Origin of the sequence: Bradyrhizobium sp., from assembly GCF_004799445.1 — a bacterium.
Classification (GTDB): Bacteria; Pseudomonadota; Alphaproteobacteria; order Rhizobiales; family Xanthobacteraceae; genus Bradyrhizobium.
Genome location: NZ_SSNA01000128.1, coordinates 1 through 25,708, shown reverse-complemented (window position 1 = coordinate 25,708; position 25,708 = coordinate 1). Strand labels below are relative to the sequence as shown.

Here is a 25,708-nt window from a genome sequence, read left to right as displayed (position 1 = left end):
AGGGTTTGCATGTTGTCGCGTCGGCAATTTGTCGCCTCCCCGCTCGCCGCTGGCGTGGCGCTGGCATCGCAAGCGGTAACGGCCCAGTCGGCCAGGCGCACCATCGTTGATGCCCAGGTGCATCTGTGGAAGGCGGAATCCGAGGATTGGAAATGGGTCCCCGGCATGAAGCCGCAGATGCCGGAGCCGTTCACGATCGAGAAGCTCGTACCGCTGATGGATCAGGCCGGCGTCGATCGCGTCGTGGTCGTGCCGCCATCATGGCCGGGCGATCGCAACGATTACGCCCTCGAGGCGGCCAGGCGTCATCCGGATCGCTTCGCGGTCATGGGGCGCATCCCGTTGAAGAACCCGCAGGCCGCGGCGCTGCTGCCGAAGTGGCGGGAGCAGCCGGGCATGCTCGGCGTGCGGCTGACGTTTCTAGGTCCGGCCCAGGCGTGGCTGACCGACGGCACGCCGGACTGGTTCTGGCCGGCGGCTGAGAAAGCCGACCTTCCGGTCATGTTCCTGACGGACGGCCAAAATGTACGGCTTGCCGACGTTGCGGAGCGCCATCCGCGCCTGCAACTGATTGCCGACCACATGGGCATCGGCGGCAATACCCCCAGGGAAGGCCGGATCGCTGACGCGGTCAGCCAGACCGTTTCGCTTGCCAAATATCCAAACGTCTCGGTCAAGCTGTCGGCGGCACCAAACTACTCGTCGGAAGCCTATCCGTTCCGCGATTTCACGCCGCATATCAAACGGCTGTTCGATGCCTATGGCCCGAAGCGCTGCTATTGGGGCAGTGACATGACCAACGGTTTCGACAAGGCTACCTACAAGCAGCGCATCACCCACTTCTCCGAGGAGTTGTCGTTCCTGTCCGAACAGGACAAGGACTGGGTGATGGGCAAGTCGATCCTCGAACGGCTGAGGTGGGGATAGCACGGCGCCAGGCCGTGCGTGTCACCTCATCCGGAACGCGGATACCGATTCAATATGTGGCCGAAGCGCTGCCTCTCAGTTTCCCGAATTGAACCAGATCGTGGCTCCCCCCCTGAACGTGAGGTCATCGCGCTGCACGTTATAGAGGAAGCCCTGTGATGCAAGCGGGCTTACGTACCGGCCGTCCTGCCAGTTGGTCCAGTTCGCCTGCGCGAATACCGATACGCGCTTGTCGGCAATCTGCCAGCCCTGGGGCTGCATCGCGACCCCGGCTCCCACGGTCCAGCCCCAAATGCTTTGCCTATCGACTGAGGACGTCATGAAGTCGATTTTCAGGTGCTGTTCGGTCTCTGCCGCTCCAACCTGGAAGTAAAGCAGAGCGTCCTTGTCCGTCATCCTCCAGGGAATGCCGAACTGCGCGCCGAAATCCACGACGGCGCAGTCGAACGTGCCAATCGAACCGCCGCCGGGGAATCTTCGAATGAGCGACTGGTGGGGGAAGTTGACGCTGGCGTAGGGACCCACCAAAAGACCCGGACTGACCGGGATATTCCAAACACCGCCAAATCCGCCGCCAACCCGGATGTTGGAATCCTGCAGAGTATTCGTGAGCATATCGCTAAATATGGAGTATTCCTTGTTGGTTTGCTCACCGGCATTGACGCTCATGAAGCCACTGAAACCGAAGCCCGAGAACGGGACCGGGCCGGTCCCCGGTGAAACGGGCGTATAAGTGGTCGGGGTTCTGGTCGAGACCGAGGTCGGGACGACGCGCTTAAGCGTGATCGGTGCGCCGCCTACCAGCGACGACAATGGCTCTGTCGTCGTCCAGGTTTTTCCGCCTCTCTTTGCTTCGATAATGGCGATGTAATCATCTTTGGAAGTAATCTTCTCGTCATATTGCAGATCGACCTTTCCGGTCGTGCCGGTGCGAGTTTCTATTTTCTGCACCACCGGCTTTTCTGCCCTGGGCTTCTGCGGATCCGGCTTCTTTTCAATCTTCACCGTAACCGTAGCCCCGTCGATCGGCTTTCCCTGCTCGTCGTTGGCGGTGAATGAGCCGTCGGTAACGGCCCATGCGGCGGTGGACGCGATGACGGCGACAAAAGCTGCAGATAAGAAAAGGCCCAGTCTATTCATGTTACCCCCCAACGAATTCGTCAGCCCAACTTCAATCGAAACCTCGCCTCGCGGGTCGCGCCGCTGTTATGCGTAGCGACGACCCGGATCTGCCAAACCGGCGAACCTGCAAAATTTGTAGCGGGAATTTCCGCCAGCACCCCTTCGGGCCCGGCGGTCTTTTTTGGCGTGCCGACGGCCTTCCAGCTCGTGGGATTTTCGCCAGCTCCGATTTCCACCCGCGCCGCCTTCAGTGCGTTCGCGTCCGCGCTGCCAAACACGCGCACCGCCTGTGCACCACCTTTTTGGACGACCTCGACCCGCTTGATCCCCGCATAGAGAAAATAGTCCTTGGGTGCGCTGAGTGCGGCGCGCGCGTCGACGATGCCGTAGCCGGTAAATTGATCGACGCCGGGTGTCCCGACGTCGCGCGCGGTGCTCTTGATGATGGCGATCACCTGCTCATTGGTGAGGCTTGGATCGTTGGCGATCATCAGCGAGGCGAGTCCGCTCACCAGCGGCGCGGCAAACGAGGTGCCGCTGGCCCGATAGTAGCGCTTGTCGTCACCAACGAAGGCCGCGCTGGCGGTGTATTTCGCGCCCTCGACGCTGAGAATGAGGTCGGTGCGCATCGCGCGCAGGCTGAGCACGTCAACGCCGGGGGCGACGACCGAAATGTTGCCCCAGTTGGAGAACACGGCCTTCTGATCATCCAGCCCGGTCGCCCCGACGGTGAGAATTTTGTCTGATCCGGCGAGACCCGATTTGCTGACATCCTTGTCTTCATTGCCGGCGGCGGCGACGATCACCGCGTTCCTGGCGTAGGCGTAGTCGATCGCAGCCTGGATGATCGCATTCTTGCCCTCGCCGCCCACGCTGAGATTGATGACGCGGGCGCCGTTGTCGGCGGCGTATTTGATTGCCTGCGCGATTGTGAACAGGCGAGTGTGACCGAAATTGTTGACCGCCTTGAGGATCATCAGCTTGGTGAACGGATTGACGCCGGCGATGCCGTCCTTGTCCTTCCAGCTGCTGGCGATGATGCCCGCCGTCATCGTGCCGTGGCCGTCGAAGTCCCACGGTTTGTTGGTTCGCTCGGGGAAGTTCCAACCAATGATATCGTCGACAAAGCCATTCTTGTCGTCATCGCTGCGGTTGCCGTCGATTTCGCCGGTGTTGTGCCAGAGATTATCCACGCTGATATTGCGATGCGCCCAATCCAGGCCGGTATCGATTACGGCAACGATGACGGGCTGGGCGTTGGCCTTGACCAGCCGCCAGGCCGATTGCGGTGAGGCGTCGAAGCCGATGCGCTGCAGCGCCCATTGGTCGGGATGGTCCTGGCCCCATGAGCCCTTGCTGACGAAGTAATGATTGTCGGGCGGCGACAGCATGGCCTGCTGTGCCGAGGCCGAACTCACCAGAAATGCGAGCGCACAGACCGTGCCGAGATGTGTTGCCGCGCGCATCATCGGATCGCCCTCCCCGCGCGCGCGAGCCGGCGCAGCGAGACGCTGGCGCTGGGCAGATCGCTGCCGGGCGCGTAGCTGGCGTTGGCGGGCTCCCAGGGGCCCGGCAGCGTGCCCCAACAGAAATTCGTCGTGACGTTGCCGCCGAATTGCTCCTTCAGCGGGGGCCCCGGATCGTAATTTGCGCCATAGAGCGGAAGGAAGGAACGATTGCTGAATGTCAGCGGCTCTTCAAGTTCGAGGTATCTCAAACCAAGCGCACTATTGGGTATGACGTCGGTCCGTCCGTCGAATTTGTAATCACCTGCGCCCGTCGCGCCGCCGGTAAAGTTGGGTGTAAAGCCCCAAGAATTCATGGCAGTTAGGTATGACCAAGAATTCAGGTTGCCGGTCGGGCCCCGCCAAAGGACGCTGGGACCTCCATCCGGGTGGAAATAGCCGAGGCCGACGACATTGCCGCCGATCTGACTGGTGAAATCCGGAACCGTACCGGGTTGAGGCGTGACGATGTAGCTGTTGATTTGCGGATTATCGACGTTGACGGAAAAATTGAGATTCAAATTTCCGGTTGCGGAAGGCAAGCCCAGTATTGGGTCGTTGGTCGCAGTCTGGATCGTGCTCGTCTCGCCCAGCCTAACGATCGTCATCAGCGGCACCCCGCCGTTCCAGAAGTTTACGCGCTGCGTTTCCCAGGCCTGTGGATTGTTCTGATACGAGGTACCAAAAGGTAGCTCGTAGCTCGGCCCGGTCAGTTTGACCCGGAATGGCTGGGTCGGCTGCGTGTTCAACGAAACAGATTGCCCCTGCTCGGCGATGCCGGTTTCCTTCTTGATCTCGGGGCCCTTGAAGAAATATGTCGTCAGGCCACCGGTCTGCGGCGTTGGATTGTCGGTCGTCGTGGTCGAATTCGCTGGCGGAGTTTTTGTATCGCCCTTCGCGTTCGGCACCCAATTGTCCGGAATAGTCGAATTATCGATGGTGATGGGCACGCTTCCGCCGCCGGTGCCGCCGCCCGGATTGTTGGCGCCATCGCCGGCCTTCGACCGGGGGACGTAGTCGCCCGCCATGTCCTGGAAGTAATTTGGATTGTCAATCAGCGGGTCGTACTTGATCCCCCAGTTGCGGGACGAGTCCTGGAAAAGACGCGGATAGTTGTTGTTGATGCCGTAGTCAGGCTTAAAGCTGTAGTCAGGTTTCAGGTAATCCTTGATCGGCGCCGTTGGCACGGTGGAGCTGGACTGTGTCGGGGGAACCTCCGGGTAGGAAAAACCGGGCATGTTTCGATTCACGTACCAATTATATGGTCCTGTCGTCGTGCCGCCATAGTCGGTCGATGCGCCACCATAACTGGACGACGGCACGAGCGGATTGCCGGTGCTATCGGCGGGGCTAAAACTCATCGGATAAGGCGTGGCGTGAAAATAGCTGCACAGGATCGTGCCGTCGAAAGACACCGGCCAACTCGGCACGAATGGACTTGCGTTCGTCCCGCCCGGTTGTCCAAACGCCGGCGTACCCGCGAGAGTCGGAAATGACATCGCGGCGCCCGGGTCGGCGGTCTGCCCGGTTGCGGTAAAAGTTGGATTTGCGGCACTGGGGATCTGGTTTGCGAGTTGCTGGCCGGGAACGCCGCCGTCCGTGCTCATCGACGTCTTCTTGCTGTCCTTGTCCGGCGATGCATCGCCGGGCTTTGGGGACTCCGCGGGTTTGTCGGGGGAGCCGAGCTTATCCATGTAAGCATTGACCGCCGCTGCCTCGGCGTTCATGTAATCGATGGCGATTTTCTTTTCGTCCTCATGGTTGAGGGCCCGCTCCTCCGGAGTTTCGGCCTTGCGGCGGAGCACCGCACTTATGCCGCGGTCGTATTGTTGAAACCGCTTGAGACCGTCAGGGGTGTGATACCTGACCCAATTGCTCACTTTTGCGATTAGCGAGTTCTTCGCGTCGCTGTATGCTGTTGCCGCCGCGTCAGAGCTGATCTGCGCGTCCTTGATTTCCTTGGGGTCGGGCTTGTTGCCGTTTCTGACAAGTTCGAGGTTGATCTTTTTTTCGATCGCGTCCTTTTCGAGCTGCTTCATTTCGTCGTATTTGGATTTGATGAGTGCCTCGCTGAGAGGTGGTTCCTTTGGCGTTGCAGTCGCGCCGGCGCTTGACGGCTGAGCGGGGCCGGGCGTCTGGGCCCCCTGACTGTCTTTGGGAGCGGGCGTCTGCGTGGTATCGGGCGACTTCGTCGCGGGCTGCTGGGCGTTGGTGTCGCTGCCTTTCGGCGGGCCCTTGTCCTGCGCATAGGCGAAATTGCCCGGCCCGACGACGATCAGGTTCATGAAAATCAATGAAATAGCGCTCGAAGCCAATAAGTTCGGTGAGGCAACGAGCGCACGAAATGCGTGCGTGTTCACGGCAGCCCCCAACTGGGGCTGATTACCGGTCAAACTTTTGCGATCGTCAACGTGGTGAAACCGGCAATCATGAATTCTCGCTTGGTGTACCCGGGAAGCCACACCCGAAAAAGATGCAGTTTAGCCCGCCATCGATCGGCTGCGCGCCGCCTTCAGCCAAAGCAGCCATGCGCGATCGATCTGCCCGTCGTTGGTCTTCGCGGTTGCCTCGGCCTCCTCCTCCGTCAAATAGGTGACCGGTCCCAGCCTCATCGCTTCCGACTGCAGGCGCGCGCCGACTTCGGTGTACACCGCCCGGAACACCGCCTGGCGCAAGGTGCTTCCGACCACCGTTGAGCCGTGACCACGCATCAACACGGCTGCGCCATGACCGAGGCTTTGCGCCAGCGCAGCGCCAAGGCGGGCATCGCGGATCAGCAGATCACTCCCCGGCCCGGCCACATCGCGGATTTCGAACACGGGTGTCTCCGCGCCAAGAAAGCCGCACATATGGCAAACCGGCCGCAGCCTCGTGCCGCTCACCACGCTGAACGGGACGACCGCGGGCGAGTGGCTATGCACAACCGCGACCACATCCGGCCGACGGCGGTAAATCTCGCTGTGGATGAACCGCTCCAGATACACCGCCGGCCCTCCTGCCTCGATCGGGGCCGCGTCGAGATCGAACGCAAGCACGTCCTGCGCGGTGACCAGCGCCGGCGCCATGCTTCTGGCGAGCAGAAATTGATCTGGCCGAACGGGGTGACGCTGGCTGACGTGGCCGAACCCATCCACCACGCCCTGATCGAACAGGACATGGTTGGCGTCCACCAATTCGCGGATCGCCGAGGAAACCGTCTCGGATGCAGTATCGGACATGGTGGACGGCCGTTGCCTTTGGTGAGGTCGCTCTTGCGGGAGATAGTATGGACCCATACGATGCTGCGCAAGAATTTCCGTCGAGCCTTGGGTCTGCGCATGCCGTCCACTGCCACGCGAGCGGCCTCCCCTCGTCAACGTTCGCGGGTCGTCCATCACCCGCACGCGCTGACGGACCGCAGCCTCAGCTTTCTGGTGCGGCAAGCCCACCGAGCTTTCGTGGCCAGGCTTGCCGACAGACTGGTGCCGCACGGCGTCAGTGTCGCGGAATGGGCCGTGCTCCGCAGGCTCTGGCAGCAGGAGGGGTTCACCCAAGTTGACCTCGCCGACCGCATGCGGGTCCGGAAAGCATCGCTGACCGCGGTTCTGGCAAGCCTGGAGCGCAAGGGTTTCATGCGTCGGACACGGCGCGGCGAAGACCTGAGGAAGTACCACCTTTTCCTGACGAAAGGTGGACGAGAGCTGAAGGAGAAATTGCTCCCGATCGGCGTTGCCATCAACCGGGAAGCGGTTGCCGGCATCGATCCCGATGATGCGGCGCTGGTCGGGTTCCTGCTCGAAAAGGTGATCGCCAACCTCGAGGGTCGCTGATCTCTATTAAATAAGCAAAAGCATGGCGGTCAGCCGCCGGCGAAGGGGGAAAACATGGCGGCAGGCGTTCTGGATATGGGTGCGTTGATCGAAACGCGGCCGATCGGTCGTATGCAATGGATCGTGATCGGGCTCTGCGCATTGGTGGCAATGTTGGATGGCCTGGATCTGCAGTCGATCGGCCTGGCGGCGCCCGCGATGATCGGCCAACTTCACATCGTCCCGCATGTCTTCGGCTTCGTGTTCAGTGCGGCGCTGGCGGGCCTTGCGCTCGGCGCCTTTCTGCTCGGGCCCCTCGCCGATCGGGTCGGCCGCAAACCTGTCCTTGTCGGCGCCACCTTCTGCTTCGGGCTTTTTACGCTTACGACGGCCTATGTCGGCGATCTCACGGGACTGCTTGCCGTCCGCTTCCTCGCCGGTTTCGGGTTAGGCGGAGCGATGCCGAGTTTCATCAGTCTCGCATCGGAATATGTGCCGAAAGCGCGCCGCGCCACGATCGTCAGCCTGCTTTGGGCGGGCTTTCCGCTCGGCGGTGTCATCGGCGGGTTGCTCGGATCGTGGATCATCCCGGCCCATGGATGGCAATCGATTTTCCTTGTGGGCGGCGTGTTGCCGATCCTGTTGTCGGGTATCCTGGCGATAGCGCTTCCGGAATCGGCGAGTTTCCTGGTCGCGGCAGGCAAGTCGAGAGAGCGGATCGCTGCCACGCTGCGCCGGATCTTCCCTGACCTATCGACTGCGGTCGACGTCCAATTCGAATTCGCCAGGGAGGTCGCACCAAAGGCAACAGTGCTTGAGCTGTTCCGGTCCGGGCGCGCTACCGGCACTGTTCTGCTCTGGGTCAGCTTTTTCTTCGCCTTCATGATTCTGGTCACGAATTCGGCGTGGAGTCCGATTCTGCTGCGTCGCGTCGGCATCGCTCCCGAGCAGACCGCGCTGGCGCTGGCGCTCTTTAATTTCGGGTCGTTGTTTGGCTCCGGAGCCGCCGGAATGCTGTTGCATCGCCTTGGTGTTTTGCGGGTGCTGCCGCCGACCTTGGCGCTGGGCGCCCTGGCTTATGCGACGGTCGGATGGTCTGCACCCTCGCTCGACGCCGTCATGATCGCGCAGGGCCTGTTCGGGCTGCTGATGGGGTGTGCCAGTTCAGGTCTGATCGCGCTGGCCGCGATCTACTATCCCGTCACGATCCGCTCCACCGGCGTCGGCTGGGCCACGGGAATTGGCCGCCTTGGCTCGGTCACGGGACCGCTGGTCGTCGGCCAGATGGTCGGTGCCCAGTGGGATGTGCCGATGATCTTCGCGGTCGCGGGCGGATCGGTATTGATCGGCGCCGCGGCAAGCACGGTGATGGGCTTGCTTCCGCGGGCCGGTACCGAGCGTGCGCCAGGAGCGGCCACCACCACTTCCGTGCAGGCGTGATTTCCGAGGAGACCCGTATGAGCAAACTGCAGCTTTCGGTCGCGATCGGCGACTATGACCGGATGCGCCCATTGGTGGACGGCCAGGTGCAGATCGATGGCGTCGATGCGCAAATCATGCTGCTCGAGCCGGAGGAAATCTTCTTTCGTGCCTTCAGGCACGCGGATTTCGACATTTGCGAACTGTCGCTCTCCAGCTACAGCGTCAAGACCGCGGCAGGAACCAGCCCTTACGTCGCCGTGCCGGTTTTCCCGTCCCGCGCCTTCCGGCACACTTCGGTTTATGTCCGCACCGACCGGATCAAGTCGCCCGCCGACCTCAGGGGATGCCGCGTCGGGGTGCCTGAATATCAGCTCACCGCCAACATCTGGGTCCGCCTGTTCCTTGAGGAGGACTACGGAATTCGTCCCTCCGACATCACCTGGGTTCGAGGCGGCTATGAGCATCCCGGTCGCATCGAGAAGATCAATCTCAAATTGCCAGCCGACGTCGTCGTCGAGAATGCAGATCCCGACATCACCATTTCGGATCTATTGGCGAGCGGAGAGCTGGATGCGGTGATTGGCCCGCGCGCCCCCTCCTGTTTCGACAGGGGTCATCCCAATGTTGGTTATCTGTTTGCCGATCCGCAGCAGACCGCCACCGACTGGTATCGGCGGACCCATCTGTTTCCGATCATGCACACGCTTGGAATCCGCCGCTCGCTCGCGGAAAAGCATCCGTGGTTGCCGGTCGCGGTCTTCAAGGCGTTCGAGCGCTCCAAGACGATCGCGGTCGCGAAGCTCGCCGATACTTCCGCCACCAAGGTAACGCTGCCCTTTGTCGAGGAGCAATTGCGGGCGGCCCGCCTCCTGATGGGCGACGATTTCTGGTCTTATGGATTGGAGCCGAACCGTCACGTGCTGAGCCGTTTCCTGCAACGCCACCACGCGGAGGGGTTGTCCGCCCGCCTGCTCGCTCCGGAAGAACTGTTCCATCCGGCGTCGCTGGAACTGCACAAGGTATGAGATTGGGACATTTCGCCGTCTCTATATCGGAATGCCTGCTGTTGATGATGGCGCGCTGTCGCATCTGGTTCTTATAGTTGTAACAGAACGAGGGCAAATCTCCCGCGATCGCCGCGCATTGCATGTTGCCGCGGGCGAAACACAGGGAGGCAGTTGCAATGAAGGTTGCGGGATCGCGCTTGTCGGCTCGGCTACCGGCTTTTCGTACGGGCATGGCCATCACATTTTTCCTGTCGGGGGTCGTGGGCGCCACGGGAGTCCTTGCCGACGACGATGACAGTAACTTCCGACCGGGGAATCTGCTGGTCAGCCGCTCGGTGTATGACAACAATCCGGGGAATGTGGTTGCCGGCACGACCTTGCTGCCGCCCAATTGCGTGGCTCCCAATTGCGTGACCGCGACCGACAGCGGCGCCTATCCGTTTGTCTTCAATAATGACATCGTCGACGGCAGTTTTGGCATCACCTCGAAGATCCTGCTGGATCAGATCGAGCCGTCAGGCAAATTCATCAATTCGCTCGAGGTCGAACTGCCCCACACTTCCGACCGCCGGGAGCAACCGACCGGAAATCGGATAGTTACGAGCTTTCCGTCCAAATCAGAGATCGCCCTCAATCTTTCAACCGATGGCCGGGTCGTGACGTTCATGGGCTATCTCGCGCCGCTCAATGCGCTGGACGTCTCGAATTCCAACACGCCGGCCGTGCTCGACCCCACCAATCCGGTTCCCGCGAGTTTTTACCGCGTGGTCGCGGAAGTTGACGCGCATGGCCGCTTTCGTTTCACCAAGACCAACGCCTACAGTGGCAACAACGGCCGCGCCGCGATCCTGAATAACAAGGACGGCGCCAACGTTGTGTACATGTCCGGCAATGCCGGCAACGGCGCTAATCCTCAGCCGAACGGCATCATCATCGGCGCCGGCGCGCAGATTTTGACCCCCGCGCACGCACCGCTCGACGCGCAGCCGGATCCAGGCCAGCCCACACCGGTAGGTAGCTTCAACCTTACGCAACTGGGGCTGAAGGCGGACAAGATCGGCAAGGACACTAACTTTCGCGGTCTCACCGTTTCCAACAACGTGGTTTATCTGACCAAGGGTAGCGGCGGTAACGGCGTCAACACCGTCTACTTCATCGATACGACCGGCTTCGATTCCACTGGCAAGCCGCTGGCCTGCCCGAACGGCGTTGGCCTGCCGGGAGCAAACGCAACGCTTCCGACCGCGCCGATCGTCTACGACGCCACCAAGCTGCAGACGCTGGGTGTCACGCCCTACAACATGTGCATCCTGAAGGGCTTCACGACGACACTGGCCAAGACCACCACGACTTCGTTCCCGTTCGGGGTCTGGTTTGCCAACGCTACGACGCTCTATGTCGCCGACGAAGGCAACGGCACCACCACGTTCGATCCGGCGTCGGGCAAGTTCACCGCGGCGGCCGCGCAGACCACCGCGGGCCTGCAGAAGTGGGTGTTCGACTCCGGTCTTGGCGCCTGGAAGCTGGCTTACGTGTTGGAGGCTGGCCTCAATCTCGGCATCCCCTATACCGTCGCGCACTATCCCACCGGGCAAAATCCCAAAACCAGCCTGCCTTGGGCGCCCGCCGCGGATGGCCTTCGTAACCTCACCGGTCGCGTCAATCGCGATGGCACCGCCACGATCTGGGCGATCACCTCGACCGTCAGTGGAGGCGGTGACCAGGGCGCCGATCCGAACCAGTTGGTCATGATCACCGATCAGCTGGCGGCCACCAGCGTTCCAGCGGGTGAAAGCTTCAAGGTCGTCCGGACCGCCGGGTTTGGCGAAGTGCTTCGTGGCGTGTCGTTTACGCCTGGAACCGATCGCGACCGGTTTGCCGACGCTGACGACCATCGTGGCGACGGCGACCACGATCACCACTAGATCTTGATGCCATGGGCCAGCCAGCGCCGACCGGCGCTGGCTGTGCTTTTTGCCAGCCGTGGCCGCAAAATCTCACCGGACCTGTCAGTCCGCCCGCTCCAAGGTCAGCCGCATGCCATCGTAGGCGGGAACAACGTGAGACGGCAGACTCTGACGCAGTACTTCGTAATCCAGATCGGCGTGCATGTTGGTGATGACGGCGCGGCGCGGCTTGAACCGATCGATCCACGACAGCGCGTCGTTGACGCTGAAATGGCTGGGATGCCCAGTGTAGCGCAGCCCGTCGATGATCCACAGATCGAGATTTTCCAGTAAAGGCCAGCTCGCGGGCGGAATATCGCTGACGTCGGGCGTATAGGCGGCATCGTCGATCCGATAGCCCAGCGCTGAAATATTACCGTGCTCCAGGATGAAGGCCGAGAGCGTCACCGGACCGCCCTTGCCTTCGATCGTCTTGCTCTCCCCCGCTTCGATTGAGTGCTGGGTGAGGATAGGCGGATAGTCACTGCCCGGCGGCGCCATGAAGCAGTACGAAAACCGATGCACGATGTCTTTCGCGGTCGATTGGTTCAGATAGACCGGAATCCGCCTGCGCTGGTGCAGCACCACGGAGCGCAGGTCATCGATGCCGTGGGTTTGGTCGGCGTGCTCATGGGTCAGGAATACCGCGTCGATATGGTCGACCTTGGCGTCGATCAGCTGGTCGCGCAGGTCGGGTGAGGTATCGATCACGATCCGCGTGACGCCGTGATCGGAAGTCCGCTCGGCCAGCAGCGAACAACGGCGGCGGCGGTTCTTCGGATTTTGGGGATCGCACGCGCCCCAGCCGAGCGCGGGACGCGGAACACCGGCGGAGGATCCACAGCCGAGGATCGTCAGGCTCAGCGTCATGCCAGCTCTTTCGGGGCTGGCACCTTACTGAACAGGCGGAAGAAATTGTCCGTGGTCTGCCGCGAAATCTCTTCCAGCGATACCCCGCGCGTCTCTGCCAGCACCTTGGCAATTTCAACCACATAGGAGGGCTCGTTTCGCTTGCCGCGAAACTTTCCGGGCGCCAGATAAGGCGCGTCGGTTTCGACCATGATGCGATCGGCGGGCAGTTCGGCGGCGAGGTCGCGCAGCGTCTGCGATTTCTTGAAAGTCAGAATACCCGTGAATGAAATCGATAGTCCCAACGAGATCGCCTGCATCGCAAGTTCCCGCCCGCCGGTGTAACAATGCAGCACCGCGCGAAACGGTCCCTTTGCCATCTCGTCTTCGAGGATGCGGCCGCAGTCGCCGTCGGCCTCGCGGGTGTGAATGACCAGCGGCAGGCCCGTTGCGCGGGCAGCGGCAATATGCGCCCGGAAGCCGCGCTCCTGGGCTTGCCGCGAGCCATGCTGATAGAAATAATCCAGGCCCGCTTCGCCGAATGCCACGACTTTGGGATGCCGTGCCAGTTCGACCAATTCGCTCGGAAGAATCCCGTCCTCTTCATCGGCCTGATGCGGATGGGTGCCGACCGAGCAATAGACATCTGGAAATCGCTCCGCGATCGCCAGCAGCGCGCCGAGACGCCTCACCCGCGTCGAGATGGTGACGATGCGCCCAACGCCCGCGGCGGCGGCCCGCGCCACGATGCCGTCGAGATCGTCGGCGAAATCGGGGAAGTCCAGATGGCAATGGCTGTCGACGAGCATCAAACCTGATCCGTTTCAAGTCGCCGGCGGCTCGACGTAACGTGGAAAAACGCCGACGGGCGCGGGAAGTTTGCTGCCCGGCTTAATGCGAGTTGCTCCGTCCAGGCTGGCAAAGTCGCGCTCAGCTTGCGGGATAGCGAGACTATCCAGCAGTTTCGCCGCGGCTTCCGGCATCGCCGGCTGCGCCAAAATCGCGATCTGGCGCACCACTTCCGCGGTTACGTACAGCACGGTGCCTTGACGCGCGGGATCGGTCTTCGCCAGCGCCCACGGCGCTTCGCCCGCGAAATAACGATTGGCTTCCGCCACCACGGCCCAGACCGCGTTGAGCGCCTGATGAATCTGCTGGGTCGCCATCGCCGTCCGCGCCAGCGCGATCATGCCGTCGGCCTGCGTCAGGATCACCTTGTCGGCGTCGCTGAATTCCCCGGGCTCGGGCAGCACGCCCTGATATTGCTTCGCGATCATCGACAGCGAACGCTGCGCCAGATTGCCAAGATCATTGGCGAGATCGGCATTGATGCGCGCGACGATGGCTTCATGATTGTAGCTGCCATCCTGCCCGAACGGCACCTCGCGCAGGAAGAAATAGCGAACCTGGTCGACGCCGTACTGATCGGCAAGATTGAACGGGTCGACGACGTTGCCGACCGATTTCGACATCTTCTCGCCCCGGTTGAACAGGAAACCGTGGGCATAGACCCGCTTCTGCACGGGAATGCCCGCCGACATCAGGAAGGCCGGCCAATACACCGCGTGAAAGCGGATAATGTCCTTGCCGATGATATGAACGTCGGCCGGCCAATAATGCCAGTTTGGATCGCTCTCATCGGGAAAGCCGACGCCGGTGATGTAGTTGGTCAAGGCGTCGACCCAGACATACATCACGTGCTCGGGGGCGCCGGGAACCTTGACGCCCCAGTCGAAGGTGGTTCGCGAAATCGACAGATCCCGCAATCCGCTTTTGACAAAGCTGATGACTTCGTTCTTGCGCGAGTCCGGGCCGATGAAATCCGGCTGATTATCGTAAAGCGCCAATAACCTGTCCTGGTAAGCGGACAGTTTAAAGAAATAGCTTTTCTCCTCGACCCATTCGACCGGGGTGCCCTGCGGACCCCGCCGCACATTATCGTCGCCGACGATGGTTTCGTCTTCGGCGTAATAGGCTTCGTCGCGCACCGAGTACCAGCCGGCATAGCTGTCGAGATAGATGTCGCCGTTATCGGCCATCCGCTTCCAGATTTCCTGGCTGGAACGGTGATGCTGCTCTTCCGTGGTGCGGATGAAGCGGTCGAACGAGATGTTCAGGCGCTGGTCCATCTCCTTGAAGCGCTGCGCGTTGCGCGTCGCCACCTCCATCGTCGGCAGCTTTTCGGCTTCCGCGGTCTGGATCATCTTCAGGCCGTGCTCGTCGGTCCCGGTCAGAAAGAACACATCCTTGCCGTCGAGCCGCTGAAAGCGCGCCAGGGCATCGGTCGCAATCGCCTCATAGGCATGTCCGATATGCGGCACGCCGTTCGGGTAGGCAATTGCGGTCGTGATGTAGAAGGACTCACGGGGCAAATTGGTCGCGTTCGCCATCGTTGCGAAGGCCTTTCATCACTTTTCAATCAACGCGCGTTGATGCGGACTGGTTTAGCCCGGCCGGTCAGCCGATCGCCTCCGCAAGCATCCCGAACACCGAGAAAACCAGCGGTTTTCGCTCAAGATTGTATTCTGCGGTGTCGCGCGCGGCGCGGTTGATCTTTTCCCACACCTCCGCCAGCCGTGCAAGGCGCGGCAGGTTGGCGCTGGCGCCGTCGGCGTGGAGGCGCTCGCTCAGCCAGCGATCGACGCTGTCGACGAAGGCCGCCAGCGCGACCCGGTCACTGCCGCCAAGCGCGTCGCCGAGGGCATGCAGTTCGCGCGGATCGACCTGCGGCAGGGTAGCGAGCAACGCCGCAGTCCGCTTGTGAAGTTTCACGGCATCCCCGCCAAGCAGCGTCAGCGCGCGCGCGACGCTTCCCTCCGCCGCATCCGCCGCCTCCGACAGTGCGGGATCGTCGATCGCGATGTTTGCGGCGTGCGTCGCCGCCTGGATGACGTCGGGGGTGGAGAGCGGGCGCAAACTTAACCGGCGGCAGCGCGACAGGATCGTCGGCAACACCCTTCCGGGCGCATGGCTGACCAGAAGGAACAGAGATTGGCGCGGCGGTTCCTCGAGAATCTTGAGCAGCGCGTTGGCGGCGTTCGGGTTGAGTTCATCGACGGTATCGACGATGCAGACCCGCCAACCTTCAACCGCGGCGGTCGAGCCGAAGAACGAGATCGTCTCCCGGGTCTCGTCGACCGTGATCACCGTCCGCAACACACCCTTGTCGTTCGGCTTGCGTTCGAGCGTGAGCAGTCCGCCATGCGCGCCCGCCGCGATATGGCGCGCGACGGGATCGGACGGATCAACCTGCAGCGTCTCGACACGCTGCACCTCGGGCGCGAGTGGATCGCGGTGGGCAAGTACGAACCGCGCCATTCGATAGGCCAGCGTCGCCTTGCCGATGCCTTGGGCGCCCCCGATCAACCAGGCGTGTGGTATGCGTCCGCTGCGATAGGCATTCAGCAAAGCCGCCTCGGCTTCGCGATGCCCGAACAGGACAGCGGTTTCGCGTGGATGCGCAACCGATATCTGAGTTTCGACCTGCCGGGCACTCATGCGGAACTCGCCAGATTGCCGGCGCCGGTTGCGAAGAAGCGGTCGCGCAGGGCCGACCATATCTTGGCGGCAACCATACCGGGCTCGGCGGTTGCATCGATCAACACGCATCGTTGCGGCTCGGCGGCGGCAATCTGCCGGTACGCGTCGCGCAATTCCTGATGAAACCTGATGTCTTCGGCTTCGAACCGGTCGGGAGCGCCGGCGCCGCGACGGGCGGCCGCGCGCTGCATTCCGACCTCCACGGGGACATCGAGAATAACGGTCAAATCCGGCTTGAGATCGCCGATAGTGACCCGCTGCATGGCGTTGAGAACGGCGGGCGCAACCTGCCCCACACTGCCCTGATACACCCGCGTGGAATCCGAGAAGCGGTCGCAGAGCACCCATATTCCCTGCTTGAGAGCGGGCTCGATCACGGTGTGCACGTGGTCGTCGCGCGCGGCCGCAAATAACAGCGTTTCCGCGTCCGGACCCAAAAGCTTGCCCATTCCGGACAATACCAGATGTCTGATGATTTCGGCGCCCGGCGATCCTCCGGGCTCACGCGTGACAATGGCGCGCAACTTTGCGGCGGACAGGCGCTCGGCCAGCGTCTTGATCTGCGTGGATTTGCCGGATCCCTCGCCGCCCTCAAAGGAGATGAATCGTCCACGCCCGGAAATTCGTTTGACCGTTGCCTCGGCCATCGTCAGAGCTTCTCGGCGCCCGCGCGAAACACCCCGATCACCAATTCGCTCGCGCCGTCGATGGCCCGTCGCATGGTCGATCCCCGGTCGACTGATTCCCCCGCATAGACCGGCGCTTCCACCGCGATGTTGCTGCCGCGCCAGACCTTGACCAGGCCGACCAGCTGGCCCGACTCGATCGGCGCACGTATCGGTCCCGTGTAAACAACACGCGCAATCAATTTGTCGGAGCCGTTTTTCTGCACCATCACCTTGATCGGCTCACGGCTGGTGAGCTTCACCGAGCGGGTCTCGCCGCCGAACACCTTGGCGTAGCCGACCGGCTGCTCAGCCGCGAACAAGGTCCGCACTTCGAAATTGCGGAATCCCCATTCCAGCATCTTCTTCGCCTCGGCGGCGCGGTCATCGGGATCGTCGAGGCCGTTGATGACGACGAGCAGCCGGATACCGTTCTGTACGGCGGAGCCGACCATGCCGTAGCCGCTCTCCTTGGTATATCCGGTCTTGAGGCCGTCAGCGCCCTCGAGCGAATTCAGCAATGGATTGCGGTTCTGCTGCCGGATCTTGTTCCAGGTGAATTCCTTCTCGCCAAACAGTTTGTAGAAATCGGGATAGGTCTGAATGATGTAACGCGCGAGTTTGGCAAGCTCGCGCACGGTCATCTTGTTGCCGGGATCCGGCAGGCCGTTGGAATTGGCGAAGGTCGACCGCGTCAACCCGAGCTCGCGCGCACGCTTGGTCATGATCTCGGCAAAAGCGCGCTCGTTGCCGGCGATTCCCTCCGCCAGCACCATGCAGGCGTCGTTGCCGCTCTGAATGATCGCGCCGTGCAGCAGATCGTCCACGGGAATTTTGCTGTTAATGGCGGCAAACATGGTCGAGCCGCCCGCCGGCGCGCCGCCCTTGCGCCAGGCGTTTTCGCTGACACGATATTCATCGGTCAATTTGACGTCGCCCTGCTTGATGGCGTGGAAGACCACCTCGGCGGTCATCAGCTTCATCATGCTGGACGGCGCCCTCAGCTCATCGGCGTTCTTCTCGAACAGCACGCTGCCGCTTGAGGCTTCGATCAGGATCGCGGTCGGTGCATCGCCGTCGAAGCCGCCCTCCTCCTTCTTGGCGCCCTGCACGCTGTTGTTGGCGGCGTAAACGATGCCGCCCCACCCGACAGCCAGAGCGATGACGGCCGCGATCAGGCTGCGGGTTCCGGTCGCGGACCTTGATTTGCGGGATAGCTTGACTGTCATCGGGTGCCCTGAACCGGCGTTCTAACAGTTGGAAGTACCACGAACAACACGGGTTTTTCACGCCGCGGCCGCCCGATCAGAGCACGGGGCCGGCCAGACGGTCCGATCGCGCTCTGATGCGGATCCCCCCGACAAAATCGGGCAAACGAGGCGGAAAAGCGATGCGATCCTCGCGGCTTGTTCCGCGATCGAAACCGACGGGCAGCCGGAGTGGTTCAATAGAGCCCGCGGCCGGCCAGCAATTCGCGCGGCCCCTGGGGCTCGATCGGGGCATAGGCGGAGACAGCTCCGACACCGGAGGAATAGCGGTCATCAGGCTCATACGATACCGCGCGCGAATTTTCCAAGACCCGCCCGCTCGAACGCGGGCGCGCGGATGCGGACATCTCGGAGGTCGCCGAGATCGACGCCTGATCTGCCGAGGTATTGCCGAGGCTATAGGGTCTCCCCTCGGGCAGCGGAACCTCGCCGCGGATCGGACGCCCCGACGAGGAGATTTCCGGAACGAACGGACGGGCGGACGCTACCCGGACCAGTGACGGCGACGGCGCGGGCGCGCCGGTGCGCAACGTTGCAACGAGCTGGCGGTCGTCGGAACCTTCGAGCGGCGCGCGGCCCACATATTCGACCCGCACCCGCGCGACGCCATTGCCCTTGAATTCGAGCAGTTCGGCGGCCCTGCTGGAGACGTCCATCAACCGGTTGCCGTGATAGGGCCCGCGATCATTGACGCGGACGATCAGCGATTTGCCATTGCTGAGATTGGTCACGCGCGCATAGCAGGGCATGGGAAGCGTGGGGTGCGCGGCACTCAGCGAGGCCATGTCGAACACTTCGCCATTGGCGGTCAGCCGGCCGTGGAAATCGTCACCATACCAGGAGGCCAAACCCTCCTCGCGATAATTGACATCCTCCTCGGGGACATAGACCCGCCCTGCGACGGTGTAGGGCTTGCCGACGCGGTAGGTGCCCCCGCCTTTCGGCACGGGTTCACCGAAGGCAACCACGCGCGGGCTTGAGGAAACGCCATATTTGGGATCGACCCGGCTGGCGATACCCGACGAGGCGCAATTGGCGAGAACCAGGCATGCTGCCATGGCAGCAACCCCGCGCGCCGCGCCGAAAACCGGATTTGACCGCCGAATCCCCATCTGCCCCAATTACCATTCCACACCGGCCACGCGGTATTTTATGCGTTTGGCGGCCACGCGTCCCCGATGCAGCCCACTTCCACATCAATGTATGAATATACCGCAGCCTGAACACGGCGGAAATGGGGACAGCGCCGGGGTGGTAAACGAATCGTTGCGTTTTTGCGAGGTGTCGATCCCCCGCCGGGCGCGGGGCACCTCCAGCCTTCCCTTGCAATCCGCCACGCGTTCGCTCATGAGGGGCACCACGGAAGGGTGGCCGAGTGGTTTAAGGCACCGGTCTTGAAAACCGGCGTGCCTGCAAGGGTACCGTGGGTTCGAATCCCACCCCTTCCGCCATTTATTGATATAAGTTGTTGATATTACAATGCTATCTTAATCGTATCGCTGGCACCCCACATTTTGCCCCACATTTAATTTGCGTCGTCTTTTTCGTCAAAAGTATCGATAAAACGGGACTTCTCACGGGATCGATGCGGTCGGCCTGAGCGAGCGCCCTTTCCGACCAACCTGCCATTTTTTCCGCCGAAATTGACGCAGTCTCGTTTGCGACAATCGCCTGCACGGCAGCAACATAGGCACGGATATTCGTCGCCTGTCGCAACGATTCTGCGTCACCGAGCAGTCGATCAATTCTGGCCTGTTCGATCTGTTGCTGACGTTCCTGCTCTTCGCGCCCGATATGCAATTGACGGTTACGCCTATCCTCTTCGAGTTGGGCCTTGCGCTTCAACTGTTGCAGTTCACGCGGCGATTGCATATGCCGACACGTCGTCCAGACCCCTTCGGGAGGCGCACCGGACCTCCTTTCCAGTCGTGCCGTTACGCTTTCTACGAAAGACACATGATGAAAAAGTACATCCTTGCCATGGCCGCTTGCCTTGCAGCCGTGGCCACGCCCGTCCTCGCCACCGACTTCAAGGTTGAGGAGGCGACGATTCCGGAGATCGAGCAGGCGTTCCGCGATCATCGCCTGACCTGCCACCAACTCGTCCAGACTTACTTCGACCGCATCGCGGCCTATGACAAACAGGGACCGAAGCTCAATGCCATCCTGACCCTGAACGGAAGTGCGCTGGCCACGGCCGACCTCCTGGATACCAGCTTCGCCCATGGCGGAAAGCTCGGCCCGCTGCACTGCGTGCCCGTCGTTCTCAAGGACAACTACAATACCACCGACCTGCCGACCACAGGCGGCTCCCTGTCGCTGGAGTTCGCGCAGCCTGGCAAGGACGCCTTCGTCGTCGCGCTACTGCGCTCGGCTGGCGCCATCATCCTGGCCAAAACCAACATGCACGAGTTCGCGCTGGCGGGCACTACGGTGAGCTCGCTCGGCGGCCAGACGCTGAACGCCTACGACCTGACGCGCACCCCGGGCGGCTCGAGCGGCGGCACCGCCGTGGCTGTGACCAGCAACCTGGCGATGGCCGGGACCGGCTCCGACACGGTCAACTCCATCCGCTCGCCCGCCTCGGCCAGTGCGCTGGTCGGCGTGCGGCCAACCCACGGGCTCCTCAGCCTCAACGGCATCATGCCGGTTTCCAGCACGCAGGACGCCATCGGGCCTCTTGCCCGCCACGTCGTCGATGCCGCCGCCATGTTGCAGGCGATGGCGGCGGCCGATCCCGCCGATCCGCAGACCGCGGAACACCCGCACCAGGACTACCTCGCCGCACTGGATGCTGACGCGCTCAAAGGCAAGCGGATCGGGGTGCTGCGCGTGTTGTTCGGATCGAAGCCTGAGCACAGTGAAGTCAACGAGGTGATGGAGCGCGCCATCTCGGCCATGAGGCAGGCTGGCGCCGTCCTCATCGACATTGACGCGCCGGAGCTGGGCGCGGACCAGCTCATCGCCCAGAACGACGTGCAGAAGTACGAGTTCAAGGCGGTGATGGACCGCTATCTTGCCACCATCCCGAACGCGCCTGCCAAGACCGTTGACGCCATCTATGCGGGCGGACACTACAACCACCCGACCCTCGAAGGCTTCCTTAAATCCGCCGTCTCCTTCAAGGACGGCCTGTCCGAGGCCGACTACGAGGTCCGGCTCGATCGCGACGCCAAGACCCGCGCCCTCCTCGACAAGGTGATGGACGACAACCACATTGATGCCGTGGTCTATCCCTTGCAGAAGCGGCTCGTGGTACCTGTCACCGAACTCAACCAGGCGGACCGGAACGGCATCCTGGCATCGGTGACCGGCTTCCCGGCGATCACGGTCCCGGCCGGGTTCTCCGCGCCGACCAAGACCGCCCCGCTTGGCGTCCCCGTCGGCATGGACATCCTCGGCAAGCCGTGGAGCGAGGCAAAACTGCTGTCGCTGGCCTATTCGTTCGAGCAGGCGACGCATTTCCGCCGCTCGCCGGAGAGCGCGCCGCCGCTGCCCTCGGAGAAATAAGGGTTGAAAGACAAAGGGGCCAGCGAGACGAACTTGCTGTCCCTTTGATGGATGCACGATCCGCTCAGTGGTTATTGGCGACGACGCGGATCGGGTCGTTGAATTGGCCTGACATCAGGTCGGCGATGATGGTTTCGAGGTCAGTCCGCTCGACTTCGGTCTTTCGGTAAACGGTGCCACGGCCGCCAAAGCGGTCGATCACTAGGTAAACCGTTTGATCCGCCCCGTAGGGCACGATCCTCGGCGTCCAGCCCGTTCTAGGCATACCGCCGATCTCGCTACAGACAAGGCCAAGCGGGAAATGTTCTCCAAGCTGGCGCAACATTTGGACGGACTTGCCGATGAAGTTGAGAAGGCGATAGCCAGTAGGAAAACGTCAAACTGAGACGCCACCAAATTTTCAACTGCGTATAAGCAGCCTATGCCGCAACACGGTCCTCTTTGTCCGCTCCCCGCGCAACGATCTTGAGCGCGTCATCCGGCAGCGGTCGTTGCAGCGCCTTAGCCTCGTCCCACGGCGCCCGCATCCAGACGTCGCGCTCTTCGTCCGTCGTTAGGATCACCGGCATCGCCTTTGGATGGATCGGAGCCACAACGCCGTTCGGTTCGGTTGTCAGGAAGCCGTAAACGAGGTGCGGTCCGGGGATCGGCTTAGACTTCGTGCCGCGGTCACCTTTGAATTCGGTCCAGATGCCCGCAAAGGCGAATAGCGGCCTGTTCTCGTTAAGGGCGAACCAAACCACGTCCTTTTTGCCTGTCTCCGGGTTCGGTTCCGGCGCATATTCGGAGAAACTGTTCGCCGGGACTAGACACCGGCTCTCCGCCTTCAGCCAGCCACGCCAATGCGGCGACGACGTGTTGCGAATGTTGGTCACCGGGGGGCCGCCGAATTTCGGCGGCGGTGGCATCCCCCACCGCATCATTACCATTTCGCGAAAGGTATCGTCGTTGCGCACCACCGGGGCCGGATAATCCGGGAACACCCCGTGCATCGGCGGGAGGTTGCCGACATAGCTATTCAGCACTCGAAACAGCGCAGCGATGGCGGCCTGGTTCGTGGTGATGCTGTAGAGATTGCACATGCACATGCCCCCGTATTTTCAAGGAACAGTTGCTGAATACCGGTGCGCCCTGAAAACTGTGCCTTTCTTGCAACTCTCAACAAGAAACGTACAGGGCTCGCAGTGCGTGGGTGACCTTTTTTTAAGTCGGCTAGTTGTACGGTCCTCAACTATCAGCTGGGGAAATCCAATGCGCTACACAAAGCTTCTTCTAACAACTGCCATCGTCTCGATCGGCCTGTCCAACATCGCCTCCGCCGCGGATCTGCCAGCTCGGACCTATACAAAGGCACCAGCCTTCGTCCAGGCCGCTTACGACTGGAGTGGCTTCTACATCGGTATCAACGGCGGCGGCGCCACTAGCCGCATCAATTGGAACGCGGACGGCTTTGGCAACGAAGGCAGCCACGATGCGTCGGGCGGAACGGTCGGTGGACAGATCGGCTATCGCTGGCAGACGGCGTCGTGGGTCTTCGGTCTCGAAGCGCAGGGCAACTGGGCTGATTTCAAGGGTAGCAATCTCAGCCAGCAATTTGCCGGCCAAACCAACCAAACCAAGATTGATGCCTTCGGCCTGTTCACCGGCCAGATCGGCTACGCTTGGGACCGTACGCTGTTTTATGTGAAGGGTGGTGCCGCGGTCACAGACAACAAGTACACGGCGATTTCAACCCTCCCGCCGCTTGTCGGGATCGATACTGCGAGCGAAACCCGGTGGGGTGCCGCAGTTGGCGCCGGCATCGAATACGCCTTCGCTCCGAGTTGGTCGCTCGGCTTCGAGTACGATCACCTTTTCATGGGCAACCGGGACGTAAATTCGGCCACCGGCTTCCTTATCGCCGACCATATCAAAGAGGATGTCGATCTCTTCACCGTGCGCCTGAACTACAAGTTCGGGGGACCGGTGGTCGCCAGATACTAATTTGATCTGAAAATGAGCGTGAAAGCCCCGGCATCGTCCGGGGCTTTTTTGCTCTCTAGCCCCCGGCTTATCGTTCGCCCGGCCACCACGTCGACGGCGGATCGCTCGCCGATATCTTGGTCTGGCGAAGCGCCACCAGATGGCTGCGTTTGTAGGGGTATCCACGAACCTGCGAACAATCCTTGCAACGCATGTAGCGTTCCAGTTCGTGGATCGGTGTCGTCTTCGGCCGCCGCACGATATCTAGCGCGACAGTTTGGTGGGTATCGCAACCCAGACAGCGAACTTCCAGATAGCGATAGCCTGCGTTGAGCGCGTCACCCAGCGCAGGCGAAGGTTGGGCGGGCCCTTTGTAACCGAGCATCCGTTGGTTCCATGCCTCGCAGGCAAGCCGGTCGGCCTCCTTGCGCGCTTCTCGCGCGCGTTCGGCCGATGCTCGAATAGAGGCGCCGTAGATGCTCTGCCGAGATTTGGTGCTCATAGCGCCGCATCAAACCGGCATCGGCGTGATCGCGCAAATTATCAATCCCTTGGGAACTGAGCCGCAAGGAGCTACATCCCGTCGTAGGTGTTGAAAACCTTCCGATGCGCTTGGTGCGTCTATATCCGAAACTTTTGATCCGGGGCCGTCGAAGTCGCGGAAGGGAAAAATGATGGCATCGACCTTTTGGTAGGAAGCCCGATCACAGCCGGCGAAATGGTTGTCCGCGCGGTCCTCGTCACGGTCTGTTAGCCAAACCAGCTCCGCGACCGGAACCACTTCTCCCGCCGCTCATTAGCTGCTCGAAGGAGCGCGCGCGGACTATGAACGGTGTCGCAAAGCACGATCGAGCGCTGGACGAGGCGTTGGTCAGCCTGGGTGCGATCGTACTTCGGCTTGCCGACCCCAAGGTGACGCGGACCGCGGCGGAGCGCAGGGCACTTGCTCAGTCGGTTCGCCAGTACGGACTTTGCGCGGACAGGTCCGCTGACCCTCGCGTGCATCGCCTGCGGGCTGAATTAGACGAGACAGTCAAACCAAAATTGAGGTTGGTCTGGAGCAAATAGTGGGTCTACCGGATGAACTCAGAGAGGGCGCCCGATGGTTGGAAAGTTCCGACTTTGGTGGCGCTAATTTACGATGAGCTTTTCTCTTTCCACCTTCACGGTCGAGATCAATGGGACTCCGACAATTGCGTTTCAGGCAAGATGGCACGTGGAAGCTGACGATATCTGCCGAGGCTGGCCCAATTTGCATTGGGACGAGATATCGTCGAAAGGTCCGCGCAGCGGAGTTGCGCTGCCACCTATCATCAAAGTGCGATTGGCGCGCGCGTCCGAGAAGGCGGCATACAACGTCGCGGGTAATGACGTTGAATTCTACGGCGAGGTGAAGATCGTCAAGCTGATCGATGCCTCCGGTCGTCAAGATGAAACTGATGCAAGCGTTTCAACCGAGAACGTGTCCGACGACGCCATAGCCGAACAGCAAGACGCCCACATAGGCGATGGCTAGGAATTCATACGAGAAAAGTGCATTTTTCACGATCGCCTCCACCAGCTAAACCCTTGGCAGCAATAGTGGCGCGCGTGCGTTGCCAGAATATGTCTTCAAATCCACAGAATGACTTCGTCCGGCGGGGGTTTGTTTCGTGCGCCGTGTGATCGAAGAAACAACCGCGGCGCGACTATCTAGTTTAACCATTTGTTAAACATCTAAGTTGATGCTTTCGCTCACGAAGCGGCGGAACCGGGCGCGAGAGCCGGCAGCCAGCTCGGGACAGCCGGCGGCGTAGCGCCCGCCGGCTTTCTCCCGTGAGGAAACATGCGAGGTAGGCTCCGACAAAACAACGAACAGGAGAAACCCGAGATGCAGAACATAGAACAAGCAATCCGTGAGCGCGCCTACCACCTGTGGATCGAAAGCGATTGTGAGGATGGAAACGCAGACACTCATTGGCTGGCTGCCCAGCGAGAGGTTTTGAGCGCGTCGCTTGGCGAAATCGGTCGCGTCGCGGGTAGCGAGCCCGCCAAGTCACCCAAGCCCAAGGCGAAGCGCTCTCAGAAGAAGCGGCGCGCGGCATAGTTGGTGTTGCGTGCGTGGCTGAGGGCTGACGCCGGCTGCGCCGGCCGCTAACTCGACGGCCATCCGTCACCAAAATTATCGGTTAACAGTTCCCTGATATCCTAATTGCTC

24 protein-coding genes and 1 tRNA gene are annotated in these 25,708 nt (G+C 61.5%); 10 read left to right on the top strand and 15 right to left on the bottom strand.

Features of this window, described 5'->3' with window-relative positions:
• Positions 1-9: 9 nt before the first annotated feature.
• Complete coding sequence (locus E8A46_RS17845) at positions 10-927, top strand: amidohydrolase family protein (RefSeq protein WP_291563493.1); 918 nt, start codon at positions 10-12, stop codon at positions 925-927.
• Positions 928-1,002: 75 nt separating this feature from the next.
• Here the strand turns inward: E8A46_RS17845 and E8A46_RS17840 are convergent, their stop codons facing one another.
• The 4 genes from E8A46_RS17840 to E8A46_RS17825 form a co-directional block, all read right to left on the bottom strand.
• Positions 1,003-2,067: a hypothetical protein gene (locus tag E8A46_RS17840; RefSeq protein ID WP_291563490.1), complete on the bottom strand. Its 1,065-nt coding sequence runs from the start codon at positions 2,065-2,067 to the stop codon at positions 1,003-1,005.
• Between the two features lie 20 nt (positions 2,068-2,087).
• Positions 2,088-3,518, bottom strand: coding sequence for a S8 family serine peptidase (locus E8A46_RS17835; RefSeq protein WP_291563487.1), 1,431 nt, complete (start codon positions 3,516-3,518; stop codon positions 2,088-2,090).
• The gene (locus E8A46_RS17830; RefSeq protein ID WP_291563485.1) at positions 3,515-5,914 is read right to left on the bottom strand and encodes a hypothetical protein; all 2,400 of its coding nucleotides are present in this window, start codon (positions 5,912-5,914) and stop codon (positions 3,515-3,517) included. Before E8A46_RS17830 ends, E8A46_RS17835 begins: the two co-directional genes overlap by 4 nt.
• Before the next feature lie 120 nt (positions 5,915-6,034).
• On the bottom strand, positions 6,035-6,772 hold the full coding sequence (locus E8A46_RS17825) for a class II aldolase/adducin family protein (protein ID WP_291563482.1): 738 nt from the start codon (positions 6,770-6,772) through the stop codon (positions 6,035-6,037).
• Positions 6,773-6,832: 60 nt separating this feature from the next.
• On the opposite strand from E8A46_RS17825, the gene E8A46_RS17820 reads away from it, so the two are divergent.
• The 4 genes from E8A46_RS17820 (at position 6,833) to E8A46_RS17805 (ending at position 11,696) form a co-directional block, all read left to right on the top strand.
• Positions 6,833-7,363 (top strand): MarR family transcriptional regulator, encoded by a 531-nt coding sequence (locus E8A46_RS17820; protein ID WP_291563479.1) that lies wholly within the window; start codon positions 6,833-6,835, stop codon positions 7,361-7,363.
• Positions 7,364-7,417: 54 nt separating this feature from the next.
• Positions 7,418-8,782, top strand: coding sequence for an MFS transporter (locus tag E8A46_RS17815; protein ID WP_291563476.1), 1,365 nt, complete (start codon positions 7,418-7,420; stop codon positions 8,780-8,782).
• Between the two features lie 17 nt (positions 8,783-8,799).
• Positions 8,800-9,789 carry an ABC transporter substrate-binding protein gene (locus tag E8A46_RS17810; protein WP_291563473.1) on the top strand — a complete coding sequence of 330 codons (990 nt, stop codon included), beginning with the start codon at positions 8,800-8,802 and terminating at the stop codon, positions 9,787-9,789.
• Between the two features lie 212 nt (positions 9,790-10,001).
• The gene (locus E8A46_RS17805) at positions 10,002-11,696 is read left to right on the top strand and encodes a hypothetical protein (RefSeq protein ID WP_291563470.1); all 1,695 of its coding nucleotides are present in this window, start codon (positions 10,002-10,004) and stop codon (positions 11,694-11,696) included.
• A gap of 84 nt (positions 11,697-11,780) precedes the next feature.
• On the opposite strand, the gene E8A46_RS17800 is transcribed toward E8A46_RS17805, so the two are convergent.
• The 7 genes from E8A46_RS17800 to E8A46_RS17770 all read right to left on the bottom strand — a co-directional run bounded on the left by E8A46_RS17800 (position 11,781) and on the right by E8A46_RS17770 (position 19,151).
• Positions 11,781-12,587 (bottom strand): MBL fold metallo-hydrolase, encoded by an 807-nt coding sequence (locus E8A46_RS17800; protein ID WP_291563467.1) that lies wholly within the window; start codon positions 12,585-12,587, stop codon positions 11,781-11,783.
• Positions 12,584-13,375, bottom strand: a complete 792-nt coding sequence (locus E8A46_RS17795) for a TatD family hydrolase (protein ID WP_291563464.1) — start codon at positions 13,373-13,375, stop codon at positions 12,584-12,586. The genes E8A46_RS17800 and E8A46_RS17795 overlap by 4 nt, the downstream gene beginning before the upstream one ends.
• A gap of 15 nt (positions 13,376-13,390) precedes the next feature.
• A complete protein-coding gene (gene metG, locus E8A46_RS17790) occupies positions 13,391-14,956 on the bottom strand; it encodes a methionine--tRNA ligase (protein WP_291563461.1) in 1,566 nt (521 codons plus the stop codon).
• A 67-nt stretch (positions 14,957-15,023) separates the two neighbouring features.
• Positions 15,024-16,064: a DNA polymerase III subunit delta' gene (locus E8A46_RS17785; RefSeq protein ID WP_291563458.1), complete on the bottom strand. Its 1,041-nt coding sequence runs from the start codon at positions 16,062-16,064 to the stop codon at positions 15,024-15,026.
• A complete protein-coding gene (gene tmk / locus E8A46_RS17780; RefSeq protein WP_291563455.1) occupies positions 16,061-16,753 on the bottom strand; it encodes a dTMP kinase in 693 nt (230 codons plus the stop codon). The genes E8A46_RS17785 and tmk overlap by 4 nt, the downstream gene beginning before the upstream one ends.
• Before the next feature lie 2 nt (positions 16,754-16,755).
• Positions 16,756-18,000 (bottom strand): D-alanyl-D-alanine carboxypeptidase family protein, encoded by a 1,245-nt coding sequence (locus E8A46_RS17775; RefSeq protein ID WP_291563451.1) that lies wholly within the window; start codon positions 17,998-18,000, stop codon positions 16,756-16,758.
• 215 nt (positions 18,001-18,215) lie between these two features.
• A complete protein-coding gene (locus E8A46_RS17770; RefSeq protein WP_291563448.1) occupies positions 18,216-19,151 on the bottom strand; it encodes a septal ring lytic transglycosylase RlpA family protein in 936 nt (311 codons plus the stop codon).
• Between the two features lie 249 nt (positions 19,152-19,400).
• On the opposite strand from E8A46_RS17770, the gene E8A46_RS17765 reads away from it, so the two are divergent.
• Positions 19,401-19,490 (top strand) — tRNA-Ser (locus tag E8A46_RS17765).
• Positions 19,491-19,521: 31 nt separating this feature from the next.
• Here the strand turns inward: E8A46_RS17765 and E8A46_RS17760 are convergent.
• On the bottom strand, positions 19,522-19,911 hold the full coding sequence (locus E8A46_RS17760; protein WP_291563446.1) for a hypothetical protein: 390 nt from the start codon (positions 19,909-19,911) through the stop codon (positions 19,522-19,524).
• A gap of 84 nt (positions 19,912-19,995) precedes the next feature.
• On the opposite strand from E8A46_RS17760, the gene E8A46_RS17755 reads away from it, so the two are divergent.
• Entirely contained in the window at positions 19,996-21,549 is a 1,554-nt protein-coding gene (locus E8A46_RS17755) for an amidase family protein (RefSeq protein WP_291563443.1), read from the top strand.
• A 64-nt stretch (positions 21,550-21,613) separates the two neighbouring features.
• Here the strand turns inward: E8A46_RS17755 and E8A46_RS17750 are convergent, their stop codons facing one another.
• A complete protein-coding gene (locus E8A46_RS17750; RefSeq protein WP_291563585.1) occupies positions 21,614-21,874 on the bottom strand; it encodes a hypothetical protein in 261 nt (86 codons plus the stop codon).
• Between the two features lie 94 nt (positions 21,875-21,968).
• Complete coding sequence (locus E8A46_RS17745; RefSeq protein ID WP_291563439.1) at positions 21,969-22,631, bottom strand: SOS response-associated peptidase; 663 nt, start codon at positions 22,629-22,631, stop codon at positions 21,969-21,971.
• Positions 22,632-22,800: 169 nt separating this feature from the next.
• Between E8A46_RS17745 and E8A46_RS17740 the strand changes: the two genes are divergently transcribed.
• Positions 22,801-23,532 carry an outer membrane beta-barrel protein gene (locus E8A46_RS17740; protein WP_291563435.1) on the top strand — a complete coding sequence of 244 codons (732 nt, stop codon included), beginning with the start codon at positions 22,801-22,803 and terminating at the stop codon, positions 23,530-23,532.
• A gap of 67 nt (positions 23,533-23,599) precedes the next feature.
• Here E8A46_RS17740 and E8A46_RS17735 read toward each other — a convergent pair whose 3' ends face one another.
• Positions 23,600-24,013 (bottom strand): hypothetical protein, encoded by a 414-nt coding sequence (locus E8A46_RS17735; protein WP_291563432.1) that lies wholly within the window; start codon positions 24,011-24,013, stop codon positions 23,600-23,602.
• Positions 24,014-24,652: 639 nt separating this feature from the next.
• Between E8A46_RS17735 and E8A46_RS17725 the strand changes: the two genes are divergently transcribed.
• Both E8A46_RS17725 and E8A46_RS17720 read left to right on the top strand, forming a co-directional pair.
• Positions 24,653-25,027 (top strand): hypothetical protein, encoded by a 375-nt coding sequence (locus tag E8A46_RS17725; RefSeq protein ID WP_291563426.1) that lies wholly within the window; start codon positions 24,653-24,655, stop codon positions 25,025-25,027.
• Between the two features lie 354 nt (positions 25,028-25,381).
• Complete coding sequence (locus E8A46_RS17720; protein ID WP_291563423.1) at positions 25,382-25,597, top strand: DUF2934 domain-containing protein; 216 nt, start codon at positions 25,382-25,384, stop codon at positions 25,595-25,597.
• Positions 25,598-25,708: the final 111 nt, after the last annotated feature.

Coding starts and splice junctions, on each gene's coding strand:
- E8A46_RS17845 (WP_291563493.1), top strand. CDS start 10: ATGTTGTCGCGTCGGCAATTTGTCGCCTCCCCGCTCGCCGCTGGCGTG.
- E8A46_RS17840 (WP_291563490.1), bottom strand. CDS start 2,067: ATGAATAGACTGGGCCTTTTCTTATCTGCAGCTTTTGTCGCCGTCATC.
- E8A46_RS17835 (WP_291563487.1), bottom strand. CDS start 3,518: ATGATGCGCGCGGCAACACATCTCGGCACGGTCTGTGCGCTCGCATTT.
- E8A46_RS17825 (WP_291563482.1), bottom strand. CDS start 6,772: ATGTCCGATACTGCATCCGAGACGGTTTCCTCGGCGATCCGCGAATTG.
- E8A46_RS17820 (WP_291563479.1), top strand. CDS start 6,833: ATGCTGCGCAAGAATTTCCGTCGAGCCTTGGGTCTGCGCATGCCGTCC.
- E8A46_RS17815 (WP_291563476.1), top strand. CDS start 7,418: ATGGCGGCAGGCGTTCTGGATATGGGTGCGTTGATCGAAACGCGGCCG.
- E8A46_RS17810 (WP_291563473.1), top strand. CDS start 8,800: ATGAGCAAACTGCAGCTTTCGGTCGCGATCGGCGACTATGACCGGATG.
- E8A46_RS17805 (WP_291563470.1), top strand. CDS start 10,002: ATGGCCATCACATTTTTCCTGTCGGGGGTCGTGGGCGCCACGGGAGTC.
- E8A46_RS17800 (WP_291563467.1), bottom strand. CDS start 12,587: ATGACGCTGAGCCTGACGATCCTCGGCTGTGGATCCTCCGCCGGTGTT.
- E8A46_RS17795 (WP_291563464.1), bottom strand. CDS start 13,375: ATGCTCGTCGACAGCCATTGCCATCTGGACTTCCCCGATTTCGCCGAC.
- metG (WP_291563461.1), bottom strand. CDS start 14,956: ATGGCGAACGCGACCAATTTGCCCCGTGAGTCCTTCTACATCACGACC.
- E8A46_RS17785 (WP_291563458.1), bottom strand. CDS start 16,064: ATGAGTGCCCGGCAGGTCGAAACTCAGATATCGGTTGCGCATCCACGC.
- tmk (WP_291563455.1), bottom strand. CDS start 16,753: ATGGCCGAGGCAACGGTCAAACGAATTTCCGGGCGTGGACGATTCATC.
- E8A46_RS17775 (WP_291563451.1), bottom strand. CDS start 18,000: ATGACAGTCAAGCTATCCCGCAAATCAAGGTCCGCGACCGGAACCCGC.
- E8A46_RS17770 (WP_291563448.1), bottom strand. CDS start 19,151: ATGGGGATTCGGCGGTCAAATCCGGTTTTCGGCGCGGCGCGCGGGGTT.
- E8A46_RS17760 (WP_291563446.1), bottom strand. CDS start 19,911: ATGCAATCGCCGCGTGAACTGCAACAGTTGAAGCGCAAGGCCCAACTC.
- E8A46_RS17755 (WP_291563443.1), top strand. CDS start 19,996: ATGATGAAAAAGTACATCCTTGCCATGGCCGCTTGCCTTGCAGCCGTG.
- E8A46_RS17750 (WP_291563585.1), bottom strand. CDS start 21,874: ATGTTGCGCCAGCTTGGAGAACATTTCCCGCTTGGCCTTGTCTGTAGC.
- E8A46_RS17745 (WP_291563439.1), bottom strand. CDS start 22,631: ATGTGCAATCTCTACAGCATCACCACGAACCAGGCCGCCATCGCTGCG.
- E8A46_RS17740 (WP_291563435.1), top strand. CDS start 22,801: ATGCGCTACACAAAGCTTCTTCTAACAACTGCCATCGTCTCGATCGGC.
- E8A46_RS17735 (WP_291563432.1), bottom strand. CDS start 24,013: ATGAGCACCAAATCTCGGCAGAGCATCTACGGCGCCTCTATTCGAGCA.
- E8A46_RS17725 (WP_291563426.1), top strand. CDS start 24,653: ATGAGCTTTTCTCTTTCCACCTTCACGGTCGAGATCAATGGGACTCCG.
- E8A46_RS17720 (WP_291563423.1), top strand. CDS start 25,382: ATGCAGAACATAGAACAAGCAATCCGTGAGCGCGCCTACCACCTGTGG.